The sequence below is a fragment of the Candidatus Berkiella aquae genome (genome assembly GCF_001431295.2).
GTDB classification, from domain to species: Bacteria; Pseudomonadota; Gammaproteobacteria; order Berkiellales; family Berkiellaceae; genus Berkiella; species Berkiella aquae.
In genome coordinates this window covers 2,151,090-2,174,248 of the sequence record NZ_LKAJ02000001.1, presented here as the reverse complement: position 1 = coordinate 2,174,248, position 23,159 = coordinate 2,151,090, and the positions used below count along the sequence as shown (strand labels likewise).

General features: G+C 37.9%; 15 protein-coding genes. 9 read left to right on the top strand and 6 right to left on the bottom strand.

The window, feature by feature from the left end; translation table 11 throughout:
* Positions 1-28: 28 nt before the first annotated feature.
* The 3 genes from prpB to HT99x_RS09615 are packed head-to-tail and all read left to right on the top strand — an operon-like array spanning position 29 to position 3,508.
* On the top strand, positions 29-946 hold the full coding sequence (gene prpB, locus HT99x_RS09625) for a methylisocitrate lyase (RefSeq protein WP_075067153.1): 918 nt from the start codon (positions 29-31) through the stop codon (positions 944-946).
* Positions 933-2,072, top strand: a complete 1,140-nt coding sequence (gene prpC, locus HT99x_RS09620) for a bifunctional 2-methylcitrate synthase/citrate synthase (protein ID WP_075067092.1) — start codon at positions 933-935, stop codon at positions 2,070-2,072. Before prpB ends, prpC begins: the two co-directional genes overlap by 14 nt.
* Entirely contained in the window at positions 2,072-3,508 is a 1,437-nt protein-coding gene (locus HT99x_RS09615) for a bifunctional 2-methylcitrate dehydratase/aconitate hydratase (protein ID WP_075067091.1), read from the top strand. Before prpC ends, HT99x_RS09615 begins: the two co-directional genes overlap by 1 nt.
* On the opposite strand, the gene HT99x_RS09610 is transcribed toward HT99x_RS09615, so the two are convergent.
* The 3 genes from HT99x_RS09610 to HT99x_RS09600 form a co-directional block, all read right to left on the bottom strand.
* Complete coding sequence (locus HT99x_RS09610; RefSeq protein WP_075067090.1) at positions 3,500-6,367, bottom strand: macro domain-containing protein; 2,868 nt, start codon at positions 6,365-6,367, stop codon at positions 3,500-3,502. The genes HT99x_RS09615 and HT99x_RS09610 overlap by 9 nt on opposite strands.
* 30 nt (positions 6,368-6,397) lie before the next feature.
* Positions 6,398-7,774, bottom strand: a complete 1,377-nt coding sequence (locus tag HT99x_RS09605) for a hypothetical protein (protein ID WP_075067089.1) — start codon at positions 7,772-7,774, stop codon at positions 6,398-6,400.
* 78 nt (positions 7,775-7,852) lie between these two features.
* Positions 7,853-10,723, bottom strand: a complete 2,871-nt coding sequence (locus HT99x_RS09600) for a hypothetical protein (RefSeq protein ID WP_102134661.1) — start codon at positions 10,721-10,723, stop codon at positions 7,853-7,855.
* 310 nt (positions 10,724-11,033) lie between these two features.
* On the opposite strand from HT99x_RS09600, the gene HT99x_RS09595 reads away from it, so the two are divergent.
* Positions 11,034-11,459, top strand: coding sequence for a hypothetical protein (locus HT99x_RS09595; protein WP_075067086.1), 426 nt, complete (start codon positions 11,034-11,036; stop codon positions 11,457-11,459).
* Between the two features lie 42 nt (positions 11,460-11,501).
* Here HT99x_RS09595 and ppsR read toward each other — a convergent pair whose 3' ends face one another.
* On the bottom strand, positions 11,502-12,323 hold the full coding sequence (ppsR, locus tag HT99x_RS09590; RefSeq protein ID WP_075067085.1) for a posphoenolpyruvate synthetase regulatory kinase/phosphorylase PpsR: 822 nt from the start codon (positions 12,321-12,323) through the stop codon (positions 11,502-11,504).
* Between the two features lie 125 nt (positions 12,324-12,448).
* On the opposite strand from ppsR, the gene ppsA reads away from it, so the two are divergent.
* Positions 12,449-14,860 carry a phosphoenolpyruvate synthase gene (gene ppsA / locus HT99x_RS09585; protein ID WP_075067084.1) on the top strand — a complete coding sequence of 804 codons (2,412 nt, stop codon included), beginning with the start codon at positions 12,449-12,451 and terminating at the stop codon, positions 14,858-14,860.
* Positions 14,861-14,876: 16 nt separating this feature from the next.
* Here the strand turns inward: ppsA and HT99x_RS09580 are convergent, their stop codons facing one another.
* Together HT99x_RS09580 and HT99x_RS09575 are read right to left on the bottom strand one after the other, a co-directional pair.
* The gene (locus HT99x_RS09580) at positions 14,877-17,012 is read right to left on the bottom strand and encodes an ankyrin repeat domain-containing protein (RefSeq protein ID WP_075067083.1); all 2,136 of its coding nucleotides are present in this window, start codon (positions 17,010-17,012) and stop codon (positions 14,877-14,879) included.
* A gap of 251 nt (positions 17,013-17,263) precedes the next feature.
* Entirely contained in the window at positions 17,264-18,127 is an 864-nt protein-coding gene (locus HT99x_RS09575; protein WP_075067082.1) for a secretin N-terminal domain-containing protein, read from the bottom strand.
* Positions 18,128-18,339: 212 nt separating this feature from the next.
* Here HT99x_RS09575 and HT99x_RS09570 point away from each other — a divergent pair, with 212 nt between their 5' ends.
* The 4 genes from HT99x_RS09570 to HT99x_RS09555 all read left to right on the top strand — a co-directional run bounded on the left by HT99x_RS09570 (position 18,340) and on the right by HT99x_RS09555 (position 23,135).
* Complete coding sequence (locus HT99x_RS09570; protein ID WP_259566214.1) at positions 18,340-19,347, top strand: hypothetical protein; 1,008 nt, start codon at positions 18,340-18,342, stop codon at positions 19,345-19,347.
* Between the two features lie 142 nt (positions 19,348-19,489).
* Positions 19,490-19,699 carry a hypothetical protein gene (locus tag HT99x_RS09565; RefSeq protein WP_075067743.1) on the top strand — a complete coding sequence of 70 codons (210 nt, stop codon included), beginning with the start codon at positions 19,490-19,492 and terminating at the stop codon, positions 19,697-19,699.
* A gap of 310 nt (positions 19,700-20,009) precedes the next feature.
* Positions 20,010-22,265, top strand: a complete 2,256-nt coding sequence (locus HT99x_RS09560; RefSeq protein WP_075067744.1) for a hypothetical protein — start codon at positions 20,010-20,012, stop codon at positions 22,263-22,265.
* Positions 22,266-22,277: 12 nt separating this feature from the next.
* Positions 22,278-23,135 carry a hypothetical protein gene (locus tag HT99x_RS09555; protein ID WP_075067745.1) on the top strand — a complete coding sequence of 286 codons (858 nt, stop codon included), beginning with the start codon at positions 22,278-22,280 and terminating at the stop codon, positions 23,133-23,135.
* Positions 23,136-23,159: the final 24 nt, after the last annotated feature.

Here is a 23,159-nt window from a genome sequence, read left to right as displayed (position 1 = left end):
ACCATCAGGCTACAATAGCCTATCAGCTATGGTGAAAAAGGAGATTCTCGTGCTGACAGAGCCAGGACAATTACTTCGACAGGCCATTCAAACCGAAAAACCTTTACAAATCGTTGGTACGATACACGCTTATGCTGCACGATTGGCAGAGGCATCAGGCCATAAAGCACTCTATTTATCGGGGGCGGGTGTTGCGAATTCGCGCTTGGCTTTACCCGATCTTGCCATGACATCCTTAGATGATGTGGTTACCGAAGTGACCAAAATAACCCAAGCATCGACATTGCCCCTTCTGGTTGATGCGGATACCGGGTGGGGAAGCCCTTTAAATATTCGTCGCACTTTTTCTATGCTATCAAAAGCAGGAGCAGCTGGGGCACATATTGAAGATCAAACTGAAGCAAAACGTTGTGGGCACCGAAGCGGTAAAAAACTGGTGAGCACAGAATCCATGGTCGGAAAAATTAAAGCCGCGCTTGATGGACGCAATAGCGATAGTTTTATGGTGATGGCAAGAACGGATGCTTTTGCGGTTGAAGGGCTACAAGGCGCATTAGAAAGAGCCAGAACCTATGAAGCCGCTGGAGCTGATGCTATTTTTGTTGAAGCATTAGATAGCTTAGATCATTATCTACAATTTACACGAGCATTAACCATCCCCGTATTAGCTAATATCACCGAGTTTGGTAAAACGCCGCTTTTTAGCCGAGAATCATTAGCTAAAGTAGGTGTTAGCATGATTTTATATCCCCTTAGTGCCTTTCGTGCGATGAATCAAGCTGCTTTAAAAGTTTATGAAGCGATATTGCAACAAGGCACTCAGCAAAGCGTTATTCCGCTGATGCAAACTCGCGATGAACTGTACCAATATTTGCAATATGAAAATTACGAAAAAGAATTAGATGAATATAATCAACTCATGGAGCGAGAAGATGCCAACAACTAAAACCGGAGGTTTAGCAGGCGTTGTTGCAGGCCAAACTGCGATATGTACTGTTGGACATGCAGGTAATAATTTACATTATCGCGGCTATTCTATTTTTGATTTAGCCGAAAAAGCAAGCTTTGAAGAAGTTGCTTATTTATTGATTGACGGAAAGTTACCCACTGTCCAACAGTTATCGCAATATAATGAAAAATTACAGAGTTTAAGAGGGTTACCCAAAGAAGTCGCTGATTTGCTTAAACGAATTCCTGCGCAAGCCAATCCGATGGATGTATTACGAACGGTTTGTTCTTTTGTGGGCACACTGGAACCTGAAGGTGCTAATCGCAGCGGACAAGAAGTCGCCGATAGATTGCTATCATTATTTCCTGGCGCTTTATTGTATTGGTACCATTATCATTTAAATGGCAATTCCATTGCATTAGATATTGAAGCAAAGAGTACCGCTGAATATTTTTTAAAATTATTGCATGGCCCTACGTGGGATATGAATAGTGAGCTTGGCAAGCTCATGGTGAAAACACTCGATCTGTCGTTGATTTTATACGCAGAGCATGAATTTAATGCTTCTACCTTTGCAGCAAGAGTTTGTGCTGCGACCTTATCAGATTTTTATTCTGCTATTACCGCCGCAATTGGCACGTTACGTGGCCCATTACATGGGGGTGCTAATGAAGCCGCGATGATGTTAATCCAACAATATGCAACGCCAGAGGCAGCTGAAAAAGGCCTTTTAACAAAACTACAAGAGAAAGCCTTAATCATGGGATTTGGTCATCGGGTGTATACGACCTCCGATCCTCGTTCTGAAGTGATCAAAAAACAAGCAAAAGCCTTAAGTGAGGCATTAGGTGATAAAACCTTATTTGCCGTTTCTGAGAAGATTGAAAAAATAATGTGGGATGAGAAAAAGTTATTCCCTAATTTAGATTTTTATAGCGCCAGCGCTTATCATTTTTGTGGTATTCCTACCTCTTTATTTACTCCAATTTTTGTGATTGCAAGATTAACCGGATGGGCAGCACACGTGTTGGAACAACGTGCTAATAATAAACTGATTCGTCCTTCTGCAGAATATATTGGACCTGAACCTGTTGCCTTTGTTTCACTTAAGGATCGATCATAATGCATGCTGGTGATATTCGGGATAATACAAGACCTTCATTTGATGAACTGCTTGTTACATTAGCGGATTATATTTGTGATGTTGAAATTCAAAGCGAATTAGCATTCGAAACCGCTAAAAACTGCCTCATCGATAGTATGGGGTGCGCAATGTTGGCGTTGACTTTCCCCGCATGCACCAAATTATTAGGGCCTTGGATAAAAGACACTCAAATTAAAAATGGGGTTAAAATTCCTGGAACGCATGATGAACTCGATCCCATTAAAGCCGCTTTTGATATAGGGACGATGATTCGTTGGTTAGATTACAATGATACTTGGCTTGCCCAAGAATGGGGGCATCCTTCTGATAATTTAGGTGGGATATTAAGTGTCATGGATTTTGTTAGTCGAAGGACGGCAGACTTTCAAAATAAAAAATACTCTGTTCGAGATATCTTGGAAGCCATGATCAAAACCTATGAGATCCAAGGTGTGCTTGCCCTTGAAAACAGCTTTAATGCTGTCGGGCTCGATCATGTCATTTTAGTTAAAGTTGCGACTTGCGGTGTGGTAACCAAACTTTTAGGAGGCTCTAAAAATGATGTACTCAATGCATTATCACAAGCATGGGTAGATGGTCAGAGCTTACGTACTTATCGACATGCGCCTAATACAGGGAGTCGAAAATCTTGGGCGGCAGGCGATGCAACCAGTCGCGGGGTGCGGTTAGCCATGTTAACGTTACAAGGTGAAACAGGTTATCCAAGTGCGGTGAGTGCACCACGTTGGGGATTTGGTGATGTTTTATTTAAAGGAAAACCGGTTCAATTAGCACGTCCATTAGGCAGTTACGTGATGGAAAATATTTTATTTAAAATTGCTTATCCTGCAGAATTTCATGCGCAAACAGCCGTAGAATGTGCAATAAAATTACATGATAAATTAAAAGACAGGTTGCAAGAAATTAGCAAAATTTCCATCAAAACCCATAATGCGGCAATGCGCATTATTAATAAAACAGGAAAATTATACAATCCAGCTGATCGTGACCATTGTTTGCAATATATGGTTGCTGTTGCTTTACTCAAAGGTGATTTGCAAGCTTTTCATTATGAAGATGAAACTGCTCATGACCCCGCCATCGATATCTTGCGTGATAAAATGGTGGTGGAAGAGAATTCACAATATAGCCAAGATTATTTAGATCCGAAAAAGCGCTCTATCGCCAATGAATTGACCATTACTTTAACCGATGGTAGTCAATTTATACAAACTTGTGAATATCCTTTAGGTCATCGTCGAAGACGTGAAGAAGGGATCCCATTAATGTGGCAAAAATTTGAGAGAAATTGCCAAGCATTTTTAGGTGAAGCAAAATCAACAGATATCAAACAATTGCTTCAACAAGAAGCTTGGTTAGATTGGACTGTCCCTGAGTTTATGGCTTTATTTTAAATTACGCTGTAAAGGTTTATCGGGTAGATCTGGAACCTTTAACTGGTCTTTAAGGTAAGTTTCTGGATATTTTGCTTGTAAAGCTTTATCTAAAGCAGCTTCTGTCATTGCTTGTTGTTGGGGATCTTTAGTTGGTATTTTAAATACTGTGCCTGGTTTCGCACTGTCAACGGCTAATTTGCAAATTCTTTCTATCGCTTGTTCTTTTTCTGATATTGGCATGGTTTTTTTGATTGCATAAGTAATGCCTTCCGTCCCTGGTTTATGTTCGACTGTGACATCGGTTGTTTTACCTGTTGCAGATACATCTTTTGTACAGAATATATCTAGTTTGAGATAACTTGAACCTTTGGGTGTTGCAGGCTCAATCACTTTGAAATTTTTAATTCCAGCGGCAACTAATTCTTCCTTAGTTTTTGATTTTAAACTACTATGGAGTTCTGCGATTGAAAGTTGTTTATCATTAATAACTTGAGTTTTTTGTTTTCCATCACGCTGAGGAGTAATCGCTTTATTTTTATTAAATAAATCATCATTAAGAGCTGTTGAACTAGTCTTTTTAGATTGTTTTTTGGTGACGGCCGTCGTTTTTTGAACTTCTACAGTAGCGGCTTTCTCAGGCGTAACAAACGCTTTTTCTACTTCAATAGGAGTAGGCTGTTTTTCAGGAGTTACTATTGGCTTTTTATCTTCAGAGGTATTCGGTTTTTTGGAAACGGTAGTAGTCTTTTTTGCTGCGTCAGTTGCAACTTTTAATTGTTCTGCTTCAAATGCAGATTGGAATTCATTGTTCTTGGGCCCGCCAAAATTACCAAACTTTAAATTCACTTCTGCATTTGGGTTAGCTTGCCGAAATTCTTGAATTGCATCAAATGCTGCTTTAGCTGAAACTTTTGGATCATTGCCATAAATTCCGATACCTAAAGGAGCACAAGCAACTGTTAAAGACTTAGCAGTGTTTTGTTGTTGTAGTTGATGAGCTTCATCTAATATTCCTCGGTAGGCGCTTTTCAATGTATTTATCAGTAAGGGATCATGTTTATTCGTGCCTGCTATTGGAGCACTTGCATGTATCAAAAAAGCACTTTTTCCATTCTTCAAATCTAATTTTGCTGGAACACCTTTTTGATCGGTGACAATGGTTGCTTTTCCTGCATCAATTTTTTTGCCATGTTTCTGCCAGTCTTCACTCACAATTTTTTGGGAGGGTGTCGAAAGATTATCTCTAATTTGGCCAGCGATACCAGCCCAAGCATTCATTTCTAAAGTAGTTGCACTTGAAGCATTAACATATATGTCTGCTGGAATATCCAGAGCACTTCCTTGAACGAAGGTAGCTATTGCATTGGTATTTTTGGGAGATAAATCTGGGGTTGGTAAAGGAGGAGTTGCTGTATTTTCAGGAAGCGGTGAGGTTAAACCTTGTTGTATTCTTTGCATATTGTTAGCAGTTATTGCTACTTTATAAGGGCCGTTAATGTTATTTTTAGTTGCAGGAAAGGGAACTTTAGGTCCGCCCTGGGCATTCAATATTTTTTCTCCAAACATACCATTTGCCATAGCTTGGCAAAATGCATTGGCTGCTGCTGAATCCTTAAATTGAAAAGTAAGATCTCCTTGAGAATTGGGTGTTGAAATAAGGATTCTTCCTTGAAGGTTTGGGCCAAATCTATTTTTAATCGCCATTGCCGTTTGTCTAGCCTGATTGATTTGAGTAGCTTGTTCGATATCGTCAGCAGTTTTCATTTGTGAAGGTGCGTTTAGTTTTAAAGTTTTAACTTTACTAGCATCTAGCATTTGTGGGTTTAATTCATGGGCTTGAGCAACTAAATAGCACCCTAAATGTTTAGTGCCAGTTTCTTCTTGAGCACCAGCTCCCGTGCCATCTTTATTAACAGCCCAGCCATTTCCTGGACGTCGGATAGGATGGTCGGCTATCACATAGCCAGGTATTTCACCATTTTCTCCCAATGCAAGTGCGATAGCGGTCATTTCTTTATTGGTAACTGCAACAGGTGGGATACCATCATAGCCATCAAAAACGCTTTGGTATGCTTGATAATTGACGCCATTTGGTCCGTCAATCATGGATAATGCAACCCCTTTAAAGTGGGGATATTTACCGGAAGCTAATTCTTCTTTAATAGCTTGCGCGATAATAGTGCTTACTTCTTTAGCAAATCCTCCAGCGAAATCGCCCGCGCCTAAACCGGGAATGACAGGGTAAGTTACACCTTCTTCATGCATTGCTCTTAACATAAGTTCTACTCGGCTTTGCATTTCTTTTTTATATTTTTCACTATTTAATGTTCCATCAATGTTGATAAAATAGTCTCTTTGAGTGTCTTTTCCCTGACGCAAATTGGGTGCGCTAACTGCAATGGTTTTAACCGCGACGGGTGCTACAGGCATGAAGTTATGATCATTGACGATATAATCAGAAGAGATGATTACTCGTCTACCTGCGTCAAATGAGCATTGCTTTTTATCTAAATTAGCAGTTGTGCCATCCGTATTTTTAATGGCTAAGGAATTTTGTAGTCTTTTGGAATCAAGGGTGTTATCTGCATAGATCTTCACAGAGTTTTGTGTGGCAATCACTTCATCTCTTGTGAGAGTTGCTTTAGAATTAATTTGCACGCTTGGAATTTTATTCGTTAATAATTGTTCTAACGGAGAATCGACTAAAAATTTCCCAGCACCACTATCGCCTTCATATCCTATAAATTTTTTTAGATCGTCTACGGCACTTTTAGCGGCTGGTGTTAATATCTTATTTTTATCTCTAGGGTTCTGATAGCGTCCATCTAGCTTATCAATTTTGTTTGAAAAAGTAGTTGAGATAGGACCTTTATTCATAGCTTCTCCCTATTCATTTAATTTTTTGAATTAGTGCCCTAAATTTGCGCTTGGCCTTTTATTGTCCGGAACTTTAAATTTGCCTTCGACATAATCTGGGTATTTTGCTTTTAACGCCTTATTTAAAGCGGCTTCCGTAGCCGCTTTACGCTCTGGATCTTGGGACGGCACTTTAAATTCAGTGCCTGGTTTTGCCGTTTCTACTGCTAATTTACAGATTTGTTCTATGGTTTGAAGTTTCTCTTCTGCAGACATGTCTTTTTTCATAGAATAAGTGATCCCTTCTGTTCCCGGTTTATGCTCAACGGTGACATCGGTAGTTTTTCCTGTGGGAGAAGTATCAGATGTAGAATACATGCTCAATTTGATGGTAGAAGAGGCATCAGGACTTATCGCTTCAAATTTCTTAATCCCTAATTCAGCTAATTGCTCACTCTTAAGGGATTTTAGCTTCTCATGAAATTCCTTGATGGAAAGTTGAGTATCATTAACAATAGGTGATCGTTCTGTGCTTCGATGTTGCGGCACTATTGGTGGTGAACGGGTATCTAATAAATCATCCAGTGGACCAAGCGGATCTGGCTCAGTTTTTATTTGAGGGCCAGTACTGGTTGTTGAAAAAAGAATTTGATTGGTACCTTCAGGTTTGTGGACAGTGTTGCCTTGCTGAAGGCTAGGCGTGGTAGTGGTAGAAAACAGTATTTCGTCTTCTGGTTTTGGTTCATCAGGAGCGCTATCTAAAGTTACCGTTTGCTCATTAGGATTTTCTAGTTTTTTGAGTTCGGTAATTCTAGCATCAGTTTTTTCTTTGGCTTCAACCAGCATCTTTAATTTCTCATTTTCAAATGCTAATTGACGCTCTAATCTTGCTGCTTTTCCAGTGCCACCTTCTTGTTGTATTCTTGCTTTTAAATCAGCTATTTTATTAGACGATTGTTCAATTAATTCAACTAGCTTGTTGAGTCTCGATTCCTGGTGTTCAATATCACTGTATTTTTCACCTTGAAGATCAGCTTGTCTTTGATGATAGGATTCTTTCATTTGGGCCCAAGCTTTTTCCCCCGCCGCATTTAATGCTTGTGTCGCAGGACTGGAGGCAAATGCAAATAATTGCAAAAGATACTGTAGTAATTGGGCAAAGGCCTCATATTCATCTTTGGCAACTTCTGCATTACTAAAAGTTTGTTTCGTTTGCTCCCACATACTTTTCATGTCATCTTTATAGTGTTCAACGTAACTTTTAGTATTAGCGGTATCTGCTTTTTCTTGAGCGGCCTTTTGTTTGTCGAGATTATTTTGTAAAGTTTTTTGAAATGCTTTTAATTTTTCTTGTTCTTTTTCAGACAAAGTAGGATCAATAGGCTCTATAGGGGGTAAGCTTGAGTCGTCAGTACCAGTAAGACTCATTATTTCACCATTATGTATTCAATATTACTTTGTGTGACTTAATAATGTCCTATTTGGTTCAAATTAAGTGTAAATACATTAGGTTCTTAATGCCTTTTCTTGCTTTGGTGCTTCTGGCACTTTAAGTTGTCCTTTCACGTAAGATTCTGGATATTGAGTTTGTAAGGCTTTTTCAAGAGCGGCTTCGGTTGCCGCTTTTCGTACTGGATCTTGATTGGGTATTTTAAATTCAGTGCCTGGCTTGGCTGTTGCAACGGCTAATTTGCAGATTTTTTCAATGCTTTGTTGTCTTTCACTCTCATTCATCTCTTTCTTTATCATATAGGTAACACCTTCCGTTCCCGGTTTGTGTTCAGCTTTCACTTCTGTTGTTTTACCATTTACGGAGGTATCTTCAGTGCAGTAAACATTCATTTTAATTTGAGCGGGTGAAGAAGGTGTCATTGGTTCAAGCATTTCAAAATTTTTAATTCCTAAAGCATTTAATTCACTGTCATTTGCAGAGGATAATTTATCAGCTAGATCGTTAATCGACGACGGTGAAGCAGTTGCTACCGGTGTTTGAATAGTGGATTGAAGTTGATGGGTAATAGATTGAACTCGAGTTTGACCCTCTGCTTTTGTTTGAGTAAACAAATTAACATTACTTTCTGCATTGGGTTTTATTGCAGGTTGCCATTGCCGCGTTCTTTCAAGCGTAGTTGAGGGTAAGGATGTGACGGCTTCAGAACTTTGTGGTGGCATAACATCAGCAGACTGTGGGATAGGTTGCTGGGAGCTGACTTGTTTAGCTTCTGTTCTTATAAGGGATGTAAAGAAATTTTTTATGGAAGCAAAGAAATTTCCTATTCTTGAAAAAATGCTTTTTGAAGTTTTGGGTTTTTTTGATTCAGCAATACTTTGTGGTGTCTCATTAACTTCTTTTTCTGAAACAAGAGGAAGCGGAGGCGCCTTGCTTGCTGATGAAGATAATTCGCTTGCTTGGGTTACCGATGGAGATGTGCCTAAATATGAAGGCGTTGTTAGTGTCGGTTTAAGAATATCAATTTTACTGATAGTGTCTTTAGCTTTTTTTTCAGCACTGTCAAGATCAATTATAAAAGAGGGATGTACTAAACCAAGTTCATGAATATTTTGCGGATGGATATCATGAGCACGGTCTGCGCCTAATTCTTGTACTTCAGGCTGCCTATTAGTAAACCATTTTTTAACGGTTACCTTTACTTCTTTTTTTTCGTCGGCTGATTTGTTCTTGTTTTTTTGAATATGTAAATGCCTATTTAACAAGGCTAATGCACCTAATTCTTGTACCATCATTTTGGTCAGAGAAGAAGTGCCTACTATTGAAGCTTTTTTTACCTCATCATTCTCTTTATGTTTTTTTAAGGTTAATTCTCTTTCTTGTTTAATTTGTTCGATAGCCTCATTTTTGGTTATTGTTCCATTAGCAACATTTGTAGAAATTTCATTACATCTTTTATTATATTCATCGAGATGGATTTGAGCTATTGGTTTATAAATAGCATCTGCTCTTTTAACATAGATATCATTTATTTCTTCAACCAGTTTGCTTATGGTCTTTTTACGTTCTTCATCGTTGTCATTGCGAAGCATTGCTTTTAATTCAGTTGAGTTATAATTAAGCCCTGTTCTTTTGATAAATTCTCCCAGCATTTTGTCGATTTTTATTTCAGTAATGCTAGTTATTTTGGCTTCAAATATTTTGTTTAGATATTTTATATACTCAAGATTACCAGCATAGCTTTCAAGTTTATGTGCTTGTTCTGATATTGTTTGGAGTGCTTGTTTATTAGAATCCACAGTCGGTGTTGAAGAAGTTACCGTAATGGATGAATCCTGTGTTAATGGGCTTGTTTCTGGCGTGTTAAGTACTTGTGCCTCAACTGTTTCAGGCACAGGTGTTTCAGGCACGGGTGTTTCAGGCACGGGTGTTTCAGGCACAGGTGTTTCAGGCACAGGTGTTTCAAGTACGGGTGTTTCAAGTACGGGTGTTTCAAGTACGGGTGTTTCAAGTACGGGTGTTTCAAGTACGGGTGTTTCAAGTACGGGTGTTTCAAGTACGGGTGTTTCAAGTACAGGTGTTTTTGTAGTTGGTGTTTGAGGTAAGGGTGGCATTGTGGGTATTTCAGGTATACCGGTTGCCGTTTTTTCAGGCGGTACTCTTTTTTTGAATAACTCAGCAACAGGGCTTGCCTCAAATTTTTTCATATCAATTTTATTGCTTGTAGAGGAGGGTGGTAGCGTTTGAGTTGTTTTTTGTGTATTCGATGTTAATTCTTCTTCTTGCCATTCTCTTTCTCTTGCTTCTTCGTTATCATCATCTCTCTCAATAGCGCCTCTTCGATCCAAAATCGCTTTTAAAACAGAATCATCAGGTTGTATGACGGGCTGCACTGGAGGTGGTAAAGGTGGTGGATTTTTGAGAGTGATAGCACTGTCTTGCTCGCTTTTTTTGATAACAGGGGAAGGTGTATGCACATCAAAATCATTCGTGATGCCTTTTCTTGCATTATTAATTTGGTTTATCAATGCAGCTTGCATCTCTTTATTTTGCATTAGTGCATTGATTTTTTCTTGGTCAAGCACTTGTTTGTTTTTTATGCCATATTCACTTAAAACGCGACTCATTCTCAGTGCAACAAAATTCGTAGCTTCATAACCGAGGTTTAGTTTCTGATCCTGATTGAAACTGGCATTAATATTTACCTTTTTTAATAAATCAATAATAAACTCAATGGTTTCATTCGGCAAAGTATTCAGTGGATTTTGCAAGGGCGGTGATTCTGCTTTTACTTTTGCTGCTGGTTCATTTGTGTATTGATGAACGAATCCTTTTGCTAATTTATCCATCTCCTCTCGAGATAGCGTATCCTCTTCCTCGTTTTCATCTTCATCCTCACTCCAATCTTCATCATCGTCTATGGCCATTTCAATACCTGATAAATTGTATATACATCGTAAATTTTATCGCATAACAATCTACTTGCAAATGCAAGGTGTATGTATGGTAGACCTTTTGGAAAAGACAATAGTTCTTAAGTAGCGATAATTCGTGTAACACAAAGAAACTGGATATTAAATAAATGAAACTAATCCTTGTGTAAAAGTGTCTTTTTTACATTACCGTTATAATATTTGAGGCTATGTCAATGAGTAGTTGTAGCATCAACCGTCGATAGTTCAATTAAAACTTTTAAACGTGATGAATTAGTGGATGATTCTGGTATAAAAGCCATTCTTGCCAGAAGAGAAGCTATTAAGAGAAGCTATTAAAGGAAATGACGATGTAGATGCAGATGAAGAGTGGGACGACGATGAAGAGTTAACAGCCGATAAGAAACAAACAGCCACACCTCAACAAAACCCTCCTTCTAAAAAAATTGACATGCAAATACATGAGAAAGGTGCAGTTGCAAATCTTTTGGCTAAAAAACTAGCATCTAAAGTTGTACCCACTGCACCAACAGATACCAATGCACAAGAACAGGCGGCTACAGAACGAGCTGCGCAAGAAAAAATATCAGCAGAAAAAGTGACTGAAGAAAAAGTGGAGCAAGAAAAACCGGCCTCAACCCAGACCTTACCCACCGTTGTGATACCTGTGTCAATGGATCTAGTCGTTACCCAAGAGGTTACTCCGCGATCTCCAAAGGTTGGACTTTAATTACGGTGTAATATGGTTTTTATTTGAGCAGTGGATGATGAATTATCTTAATCGACGCTCAATGCCAGAAATAACCATTAACTTAGTGGCTAATTCCTCAATCGATAAATTAGTTGAACTGAGGTAAGGGATATTTTCCTGATGAAACATGGCTTCAACGGTTTTAACTTCATTTTCACATTGTGCAAGCTGCGCATATTGGCTATTAGGGCGTCGGCTAGAGCGAATTGCATGCAAGCGTTTTGGATCGATAGTGAGTCCAAATAATTTATGCTGATAAGGGCGCAATGCTTTAGGTAATTGGGTAGAATGTAAATCTTCTTCTGTGATGGGGTAATTAGCAGCCCGAATACCAAATTGCATTGCAAGATAAAGGCTCGTAGGCGTTTTACCGCAGCGCGAAACGCCAACCAAAATGACATCGGCGGTATCATAGCCATTGGTTCTGGCGCCATCATCATAATTTAAAGCGTAATTAACAGCCTCGATACGGGTATTATAAACATTGCTATCCCCAACACCATGAATTCGTCCCATGACATTGGCAGATGCCATTTTAAGCTCATTTTCTAAACCAGGAATAAAGGTTTTGAAAAAATCGATGTAAAAGCCGTCACATTTTTCAAGCAGCGAACGAATTTCAGGATCGACGATGGTCGCAAAAACAAGTGGTTGGGCTCCATCTTGTTGGTAAGCTTGATTGATTCGTTGGGTGGTCTCACGAGCCTTTTCTGCGGAATCTACAAATGGCAGTGTTACGTGAATAAACGGAATGCCTTCGAATTGAGAAATTAAACTCAATCCTAATGTTTCAGCCGTAATACCGGTTCGGTCAGAAATAAAAAAGACGGTACGTTGAGCCACAGAGCTATCTTTCAAAAAGAAAATATAGCGTTAGTTTAGCATAGTTATTTCAACAAGGGTTACACTTCAAGTCATGCTTCGCTCTGGGTATAATAAGCTTCAACTTATGCCAGGTCGGGGGTCATATGTCATTACAATCGCACGTCATTCCTTTAAATAAGCTAGGTATCAAAGATGTAGATAAAGTGGGTGGTAAAAATGCCTCCTTGGGTGAAATGATTTGCCATTTAACGCAAGCCGGCGTTAAGGTACCCGATGGCTTTGCAACCACCGCAGATGCTTTTCGTGCCTTTTTACAACAAGATGGCTTAGCAGAAAAAATTTATGAGCAGCTTGATAAGCTCGATGTAGAAAATGTTAATGAATTACGAAAAGTCGGGCAAAAAATCCGTCATTGGATAGTCGAAACTCCCTTTCAAGCTGAATTTATCGATGCCATTCATCAATCTTATGAAAGCCTTTGTAATGGTGATCCACTTTGTGCGGTTGCAGTACGATCTTCTGCCACAGCTGAAGATTTACCAGAGGCTTCATTTGCAGGTCAACAAGAAACGTTTCTCAATATTCGTGGCTTAGACAACATATTAAGCGCGATGAAAGAAGTATTTGCTTCATTATTTAATGATAGAGCCATTGCCTATAGAGTTCATCATGGTTTCGTGCACCAAGATATTGCACTATCTGCCGGTGTACAAAAAATGGTTCGCAGTGACCTTGCTGCAAGCGGTGTTATGTTTAGTATGGATACCGAATCTGGCTTTACCGATGTGGTCTTTATTACTTCTTCTTATGGTTTGGGTGAAATGGTGGTGCAAGGTGCCGTTAATCCTGATGAGTTTTATGTCCACAAACCGACCTTAGCCGCAAAACGCCCCGCTATTGTGAGACGCAACTTAGGTAGTAAACAACTCAAAATGATCTACCAAGAAGACACGGTTATCGAAGGCAATCATGCTTGTGTCACCAAAGTCGAAGTTGAAGCAGAAGAACGTACTGCCTTTTCATTATCAGATGATGAAATTCAACAACTCGCAGAACAGGCCGTCATTATAGAAAAGCATTATAATCGCCCAATGGATATTGAATGGGCTAAAGATGGCATCGATGGACAACTTTATATTGTACAAGCACGACCTGAAACAGTAAAAAGTCGTATTCGTTCAAAAATTATTGAGCGTTATCATCTATTGCAACGTGGCTCTATTTTAGTGGAAGGCCGTAGTATTGGTCAGCGCATTGGTAGTGGTGTTGCAAGAATTTTGCGTGATCCTAGCGAGATGGATAAGCTAAAGCCGGGTGATGTGCTCGTTGCTGATATGACCGATCCCGATTGGGAACCTATCATGAAGCGTGCTAGTGCGATAGTCACTAATCGAGGAGGACGTACTTGCCATGCAGCTATTATTGCCAGAGAACTTGGGATCCCGGCGGTAGTGGGCAGCCATGATGCAACTAAACAAATCAAAGAAGGCCAGATGGTAACAATAAGTTGCGCTGAAGGTGATGTTGGTTATGTTTATGAAGGTCAACTCCCATTTGAAGTGAAAAAAATTGAATTAGACAAAATGCCGGCATTACCTTTCAAAGTCATGATGAATGTTGCTAATCCTGATCGTGCTTTTGATTTTCAATCATTGCCTAATGCCGGTATTGGTTTAGCGCGTTTAGAATTTATTATCAGTCAAATGATTGGAGTACATCCAAATGCATGTCTTGCATTTGAGACATTGCCTGCTGAGGTAAAAGCTAAAATAGCCCATAAAATGGCTGGATATTCTGATCCAAAATCATTTTATGTTAAAAAATTATCAGAGGGTATTGCAACGCTAGCAGCTGCTTTTTATCCACAGAAAGTGATTGTTCGATTCTCTGATTTTAAATCAAATGAATATGCCAATTTAGTGGGAGGTAAAACATTTGAACCACTTGAAGAAAATCCGATGATTGGTTTTCGAGGGGCATCTCGTTATATTGCTGCAAATTTTAAGCCTTGTTTTGCATTAGAATGTGAAGCCATTCGGTATGTGCGTGATACGATGGGATTAACCAATGTTGAAGTTATGATCCCCTTTGTTCGTACTATTGCTGAAGGAAAACAAGTCTTAGCAACAATGGCTGAAAATGGTTTACGTCGAGGCGAAAATGGTTTACGGGTGATAATGATGTGCGAATTGCCATCTAATGCGATTTTAGCAGAAGGCTTTTTAGAGCATTTTGATGGATTTTCTATTGGTTCAAATGATTTAACTCAGCTTACATTAGGCCTTGACCGCGACTCTGGCATTATCGCAGGACAATTTGATGAGCGTGATGAAGCGGTCAAATATTTGATGAGCAAAGCAATTCAAGCTTGTAAGAAGCAAGGGAAATACGTTGGGATCTGTGGTCAAGGGCCTTCTGATCATCCAGACTTAGCAAAGTGGTTAGTTGAAAAAGGGATCGATAGCGTTTCGCTTAATCCTGATACCGTATTAGAGACTTGGTTATTTCTCGCTGGCAAGCAATTAGAAACTGCAGCAATGGAGCAGCCTCACTAATCCCATTGCAGCGAACCTAGAACCCTTCTACCGCTACTTCAAAATGAGGTAGCGTTGTTGGGGTGGGTGTTGCGGTATAATTTGCTACATCGTCAGCATGATGCGTTTCTTGAGCATTGCTGGTTTCAAGATTTTTATGTAAAGCTTTGAACTGTGCAATCGCTTCATTTAGATGTGTATCTGCGACTTTACCTGATATGCCACCTTTTTCAGTGAGATCTAATCCATAGCCTGAAAAGAGTGCCTTAAGCTGAAGGCCTTTAGTTGAAGAGCCATCATTTTGCAGCCAATGTTTAAATTCAGCTGTGTATTGTGGTGAAGTTAATGCATTGAGAATGGTTTTTGCATAACTCTTTTCATGTTCAGTAAATTGGCCTTGTTGAGTTTTTTGATGAACTTCACTAAAAATATCAATCAATGCTTTGGCTGGTAAAACCAGATCGCCATTTAAGTATTCGTTTAATTGATATTGGCCATGGAAGTGATCCCATCCTTGAAAATATCGATGTGCAATGTCTTTTGCTGCGCTTGGTGACGTATTGAGATTGAGTAACTCAATCAAAAGCATTCCTTCAATGGCATCTCGATGGCTTTCCCAGGTGCAATTACCATATTTCTGTTCGGTGACAGAGATAGAACCAATTTTTTCAAGCAGGCCATAGTCATACATTTTATCAAACTCAAAATGCTTCTTATTTTGATTAAAGGCTAATTCTTTTATAAAGGCAGGATCTAATTGGTCAGTCGTTTTATAAAATGAGATCCCGGGTTGAATATTCATGTAACGTTCACCACTATTACCCACACCGACTACTTTTTGGGCTTGAGATGCAAAAATAGTTACAAAGTGTCCTTCCCATCCTGAGGGGATAAGAATTGTTTTACCTTGTTCATACAAAGATAAATAGTGTTCGATGGTTGAAGATTGTCCTGTTTTAGAAACAAATTCATGAGCATTGGTATATATTTCTTTCAAACGTGTAAAAGCGGCAATTTCTACAGGATCAGCATGTTCGGTGGTTAATTTTTGCAGATACGCAGTTAAAGAGTTTTTTGCTAATTCTGTTGTAAAGAGCTTGAAGTGCCCATCTGATTTCATGATGATTTTGTTACCATCACCGATTTTAATGTAATATAACTGGCCGGTAGGGAAAACATTTAATAGATTTTTAGCGCTTAAAAAGGCATCTTCTGATTTGTCAGTGGCGTAAATTTTTTCTGCAAGTTTTAGAATTTTTTCTCTTAATGCTTCAGTGGGCGCAAAGCCTGAATAAATTTTTAACTGCATACTAATTGGGAATTTGTAAAATTGATTTGAAGTCCCGCCCGATTTAGTATTTTCCGCAACAAAAGGAACCACATAATGGCAATATTTTCCACCGTGGGCAGCAAAAGTCTCAAGTGCCTCTAACATTTCATGAACTTCTTTAATTGCTTTTGGTGTTTGAGCTTCAATTTCATGGCTCTTCATTTTGGCAATAAACGCATCAAATAGCATATTAAGAGGTGTTTCGCCTTTAGCAGAAATTTGGCTTGGATTAACTTTGCCTTGTGCAACTAAAACTTGTGCAGCACTGTAATGCCCTTTATGAATTGCCAATTGTATGGCACTAAACCCTTCATAGCTGAGATCATGAACATTTGCACCATATTGTAATAAGAGCTTAACAGCTTCCGTTCGACCATAATTGGCAGCGATATGCAGTGGCGTGCTAGAAAGGAAGTCTTCTGCATTGACTTTAAATCCCTGGCCAATCAATTTTTTAATTTCAGCCAAATCCCCATTTCGTGCAGCAAGATGTAGTGCTATTGGAGAGGATGAATGGATAACATGTTTGCCAGTTTGAAATCCTTGTTTAAATACTTCTTCGCCCATTGCTGGGGCATTGTCGTAAAATTCTGCGATAGCTTTTGCTAAAATAACGAGACGATCGTCATCAGTTTCAGTTGATTCTTCGTCATTATCGAATAGGTCTTCATTTTTTTGTGTATGCTCGAAAAGCGCTGTCAGATCAAGAGGGCTTGAGGCTTCTTTTTTAAATGGATTAGGTGGCACTAATTCTGATAAGGGAATAACAAGGCTAACCGTAGGCAAAAGGGGCATTTGCCATTCATTTAGCAGGTCCATTTTAATTTCAGATTGATCGGTCATACGAAGCTCAAAATTATTCCTATAAACAAGAATCGGTATTGTCTAACATTGAGATATCTGAGCAACTAAATATCGACAAAAGGTCATCTTCTACGAGTAAATGGTATGCAGGACAGCCATTTTTGAAGCTCTAAGGAAGAGGGTATGTAGGACAGCCATTTTTGCGGTTCTAGAGAAGAGAGAGGGCATGTAGAAGAGGGTATGTAGGACATCCACTTTGCATGGGCAATGAGGACATCCTTTTCCATGAATTATTCATTCAGAACATCTACTTTAAGCCATAAAGAGCGTTGATTTTGGTCTTTAGGTTGGGTGCGAATAGTTTGCAAAGTAGGATCATCTTCAGTTCGATTGCCACCAAAATAGACCCATTGGTTTAGAGGAACGGTTAATGAAGTTTCTGTTTTTAAGCCAGAATACGTTGGTTGTTGGGTATCTTGATAATTATTGTAAGCTTGTTGAACTTGCGATAATAAATCAAGTTTCACTTGATTACCTAGCACTTGAGGTCTAACGAGTAGTCCGCTATTTAAATTTTGATAATCAACAGTCTGGCCATAGGCATGAGCTATTTCATTTGCTGTTCCTTGCCCTGAAATGATTCCGGCTGGGCCTGCTCCTGCAAAAGATCCTTCTGCATGATAATTATCACTGCCCGCAAACTGGCTGGTAATTAATGGTATGGTAACACTGGTATTAATAAATGCGACTTGTCCGTTACTGACACGAATATGATCAATATTGGTATCTGCTTCTCGAGTAGTAGTGATAGTCTGCATGCTGGCAGTGACATCGCTTGGTCTATCATAACCATTTGAAACACTAATCATCAATTGTTTAGTAGGTATATCTAATTTCTGAATGATGCTTTTAATAGCAGCAAGGTTGCTTGGGCTTGTTTGTAAAATAATTTGATTCTCAAAAGCTTTGGCGTTTGCACCTTTATCTAAAAATGGCGTTATTGCAGGTAAAATTTCATCTGGCGTGCGGTAGTTAAGTTGAATTACCGTAGTTTGCTCATTAGTTGTATTAACTGGCTCATCAGCGAATAAGATTTGTTGTTCGCTAAAAAAGAAAAAAACTATAAAAATGAGACGTCTTAAAGTATTACTCACTAAATTAGCCACCTATATACTTAGAGATTATTTGAAATATAGCGCAAGGTGTAAAATATTTACGCTTCATCCTACATAAAATACCACTCATTATTATCACAGTTAAAACTTCAAAGGTGTTCTCTAAGGTTTCTAAAGGACATCCAAAAATTGATTTGAAAAGTGTACATGTAATCTGTATATTATGCATATTGCAGTAATTGAGGTTATAAATGACCATCGCACGTTCATCTCAAATCGATTTGAGCTCAACATCTTACTATCATTGTATGGCTCGTTGTGTCCGGCGTTCTTTTCTATGCGGATTAGATTTTGAAACAGGTCGTGATTATTCACATCGCAAATCATGGATAGTGTCTAGAATAAAATATTTAGCTAGCGTTTTTGCGATTAAGATTTGTGCTTATGCAGTGATGAGTAATCATTATCATCTCGTGTTATATGTCGATAGCTCAGCTATAAATCACTGGGGTGACGATGAAGTTCATGCTCGCTGGTCACAAATTTATCGTCAAGATGCACAATTACTAAGTATGTATTCCGCAAAAGAAGCAGAACATAAATTAGCGTTGTGGCGACAAAGATTAGGAGATATCAGCTGGTTTATGAGATGCTTGAATGAGCCCATCGCACGCCATGCTAATAAAGAAGATGCTAAAAAAGGGCGTTTTTGGGAAGGGCGCTTTAAATCACAAGCTTTATTAGATGAAGGTGCTGTTTTAAGTGCTATGGTATATGTTGATTTAAATCCTGTCAGAGCAAAAGTAGCACAAACCCCAGAAATGTCAGATTTCACTTCGATTCAAGAGCGAATAAAAAAGCTGTCAATGGAGTTGGAAAATAAGGAATTTGATAAATCTCTTGAAAAACAGTGTGATGAAACAAAACAGCCTGCTGATTTAATGGCCTTTGCCAATGGAGGGAAAAGTAGTAAAGCAAAAATTGACTTTCATTTAAGTGATTATCTTGAATTGATTGATACAACATCTCGTGTAATAAGAGAAGGCAAACGTGGTGCCGTTCCAGAAAAAATTGCCCCCATTCTCACTCGATTATATCTCAATCCTCAAACTTGGTTTAATATGATAAAGTGCTTACAAAGCGGGTTCTCATCTGCAGTAGGTAAAGCCAGTGCCTTATTAGCGTTTAGCATGAAATCTGGTGCTAAAATTCCAAAAAGGATTTTTTTTTCAAAGCAGTCCTATCTTGCAACAGCTTAGAATTTGGATTTTAATTAAAAGCACAACGATATTCTTATTATCGACCTTCCGCGCTGTATAATTTATATCACTGAGTTTTTTTGAATTAAAATTCACTAAAATTTGAACTATTTTAATTGAATAGAATAGAAGGAGCATAATCATGTCACAATTAGCAGAGCAATTAAAAAATTATCAAAACAATCTATATAAACTGGAAATATTTACTACAGACGATAAAACATATAATTTTGACAAAGGATGGTCGATTACTGAAACAGATGATGTTTCATGGGCAATTCATAATGATAAAAATGAAACAATTACTTATGTCAATTTAGCAAATGCAGTTTCGTTTGTTCTTAAAAAGTAATTTACGTAATCAAGTGCTTATAACCTTAAGCACTTGATTCTCTAAGCTCTTTCAAAACGCACATATTTAATCACGATTATTATATATGACTGTCCTCTAGCGATCGCTGAGTTTTGTGATGGGTCATTCATTCGAGTTATTATTCAAAAATGAGTGTCCTTTATCTCTAACATGAGTGTCTTTTGTCTCAAATTTGAATGTCCTTTGTTCCTAGCAAATGTATTCAGTGAACTCTTCATCAATATAATGGTCATATAAAAATAAGGTTTATTTCATTCAATATGCTTACATACAAGATTTAGGGGTGAGTATGCAAGGTCAAAGAGAACTTCAATTGCAAGTTGCAGAACCAGCCGAAAAAGCAGATTTGGATAAATTAAACGCGCAAGCCTTTGAACAATGGATGCGCCAATGCGTGACTGCATTTATCAAAAACAATGCGGATTACATTGCTGATTTAGCTAAAAATGATCCTGGTGCTATGGGCGCTGGCGGTTATCCTAGCGGTGTTACAGCAGAACAAATATTTGGGATTGAGGAACAATATTTGAAAGATAAAATTGCGGAGTTTTTAAAAAATAATGAGATAAAGCTACAGCATGCGACTACTGAGGAATTGAAACGTAAATTTACTAAAGTTAATAAAGCTAATAAAAACGCAGATAAACCAGTCCTTAAAATAATTACTGGCGTTAGGGCAAATGAAATCCAAAACGGAAAATTGGAAAATGATATCGTTGTTGTGGCAAGTCAGCTTAATCATGAAGAATCCCAAAGCGCACTGCGAACGGAATCAATATTAGGATGGGTTAAAGATAGAACACAAGGACCAGATGCTTGTCTTGCAGCATTAGTTGACTCCTACATACGAGCAATGGCTAACCGTACCCAAAAGGTACCGGATTCTTTAGAAAACATATTAATACAAGGTGGTTTTGCGGTAGAGAAAAATGGAAAACCAGAAATACCCTTTTATAAAAATGGTTATTTGATGGCTGATAGGATCCCCAAAGATAAGAAATCAAGAGAGAAGCTATTAAAAGTTTTAGATAAAATGGATATGCCATTTTTAGCACAAAATTGTCAATGTGAGCGCACAGGACATAATCAAATTCAAATGTTTGTAGGTGCTGTGTCCTACCAATCTGTCACAACTAATCAACTAGCAAAAAATCCGGTGGGTGGTCCAGAACGAAAGTTAGATTGGGATTTACTAAAACAGAAATACCCAGATGACTATAAATTTCATTTGGAACTTCAACGTAGGGTCCTTTTCCCACAATTTAAAGCGATAGCACACCAGGCTGCACTATTAGCTGAACAAAAGCCTAATGAGATGATCAATCTTAATTTGAACGCTGTTGGTAGAGGTTCTTTTAATAATCAACCAGAAATTATTATAGAAGCCTATCAAGAAGCTTTAAATATTTTGAAAGGCTATCCTAATGTAAACGTGATTGTTCATGCCTTTGATGAAAATGCAAAAAAACATTTTGAAAAGGATTTTAATGACAAGGGAATTCAATATACTACAGTTAAAGACTTTGATGCATTAAAAGCACTACCTAAACCAGACCAATCAACTACAAAAGCAGTGCCAGAAAAAGAGAAAAAGACGAAGCAATCAAGAAGGAAGCAAGCTGTTGAAACATTTTCAAGTGGACTTGAGGAAGCAAGAAAGAGAATTTCAAGAATTTCTGTTCCAAATTTATCAATCAATAGCGTTTTGGCAGGTCTGAACCTACAGAAAAAGAAAACGCCAGATGTAGATATAGAAGCTGAACGTAAAAGAAAGGTGGAAAATACAATACAAAACATTCAAAAGGCCATTGATAATAATCAAATTACTGCAGCTGAAAGTGGTAATGACGAACTTAAACGTTTGCGACAACAATTGTATGGTAAAGAACTTACTGAAGTTAATGTAAAGATAATCGATTTTGATAAGAGAATAGAGAAGCTAAATAATGAAATAAATAAACCGCCTTCGAATCAACTACCGCCTTTGCCACCTGAAGCAACGCTGTCAAGCAAACCTCTCACAATGCCTGCTGCATTAAAACCAATACCACCGAAACAAAGTCCAACGATTACATTACATAATGAACAATCCAATCAACCAAGCAATTTTCTAATCCATTTAAATCAATTTGTAAAAGCGAATAATTTTGAACACATTTCTGCTTTACTAAATTTGGCTGCATTTCATAAAGAGGCTGGTGCCCACCAAAATAAACATTGGATGCCAAAGAATAGCGAATTGCCCATGATCAATAGTCTGCTTGCTAAAGCGGCTATCAATGCTGCTATGTATGATCTTGCTAATCTTACTGCAGCTAAGCCAATTTTAGAAGATTTAAAAGCAAAATGCGCTCATTACGAGAAAGCGTATCCTGAAAAACAAGAAAAAGAAGATGCTGAAATAAATAAAATTTTGAATGAGCATAAAATGCAAGATTTGAATAGCTTTGAGAGTGCTGTTAGGTTGCAAAAATCTACTGAAAAAACTAAATCCGAAACTCCTCAAGAAGTAAGCCCTACTGTAAAAACAAAACCAACAACATAGAGGCAAAATGCGATGTCAACAAATAATAATTATGCTGAAAGCGAATTGATATTAAAATCATTATGCCCGTATGTGAGAAAAATTTGCCAACCCATGTTCGATTATTTATCCATTAGTTTTTTTAGATATGTTCGTTCTTATCCTAATAATGAAAAATATATCATGTGCACCGATGAAAATTGGATCGCTGCTTATTTTGAAAATGAAGTTTATGATCTTGAATACGCAAATTACTATAAAATACCAAAAATAGGTAGTGGAATTAGTATCCATGCCGTTTGTACTAGTGATGATCCTATTTGTGTATTTTGGAATAAAATGAGTGATGAAACCAATTATAATTTTATCCTTGCTTTATATGAAAAATATGATGCTTATCTAGAATTTTATAATTTTGGCCTGAGCAAAGAAATTCATGCTGGCAATAATATTTTTCTCAATAATCATAATTTGTTCCATCATTTTATCACTTATTTTAGAGAGAATGCCCAAGAGCTTTTTTTGCAAGCAGAAAAAGTAAAATTTAAATGTAAAGAAACCAATTATGAAGAAGACGTCAGTAACAATTGGATGCTAGGTTTATCTGAAGACTATGAAAAGATGGTGATAGAGCAAATGCCGGTAACAAAGGTTTATCTTGATGGTTATTTAGATAATGTACACTTGACAAAAGATGAAGCTATTTTTGCTAAACATCTATTAAGTGGTCATCATGCTGAACAAATAAAAGAAAAAATGCATTTGTCATTAGAAAAGCTTAAAGCACTTGAAGATAATCTTTTATTGAAATTGAAAGTGGGTACCGAAAAAGATTTGCGGTCAATTTTAACTAATAATCGGATACAAAAGAAATTAGCCTTTATTAGATAATATACTCGTTTCAAGGCAAGCTAG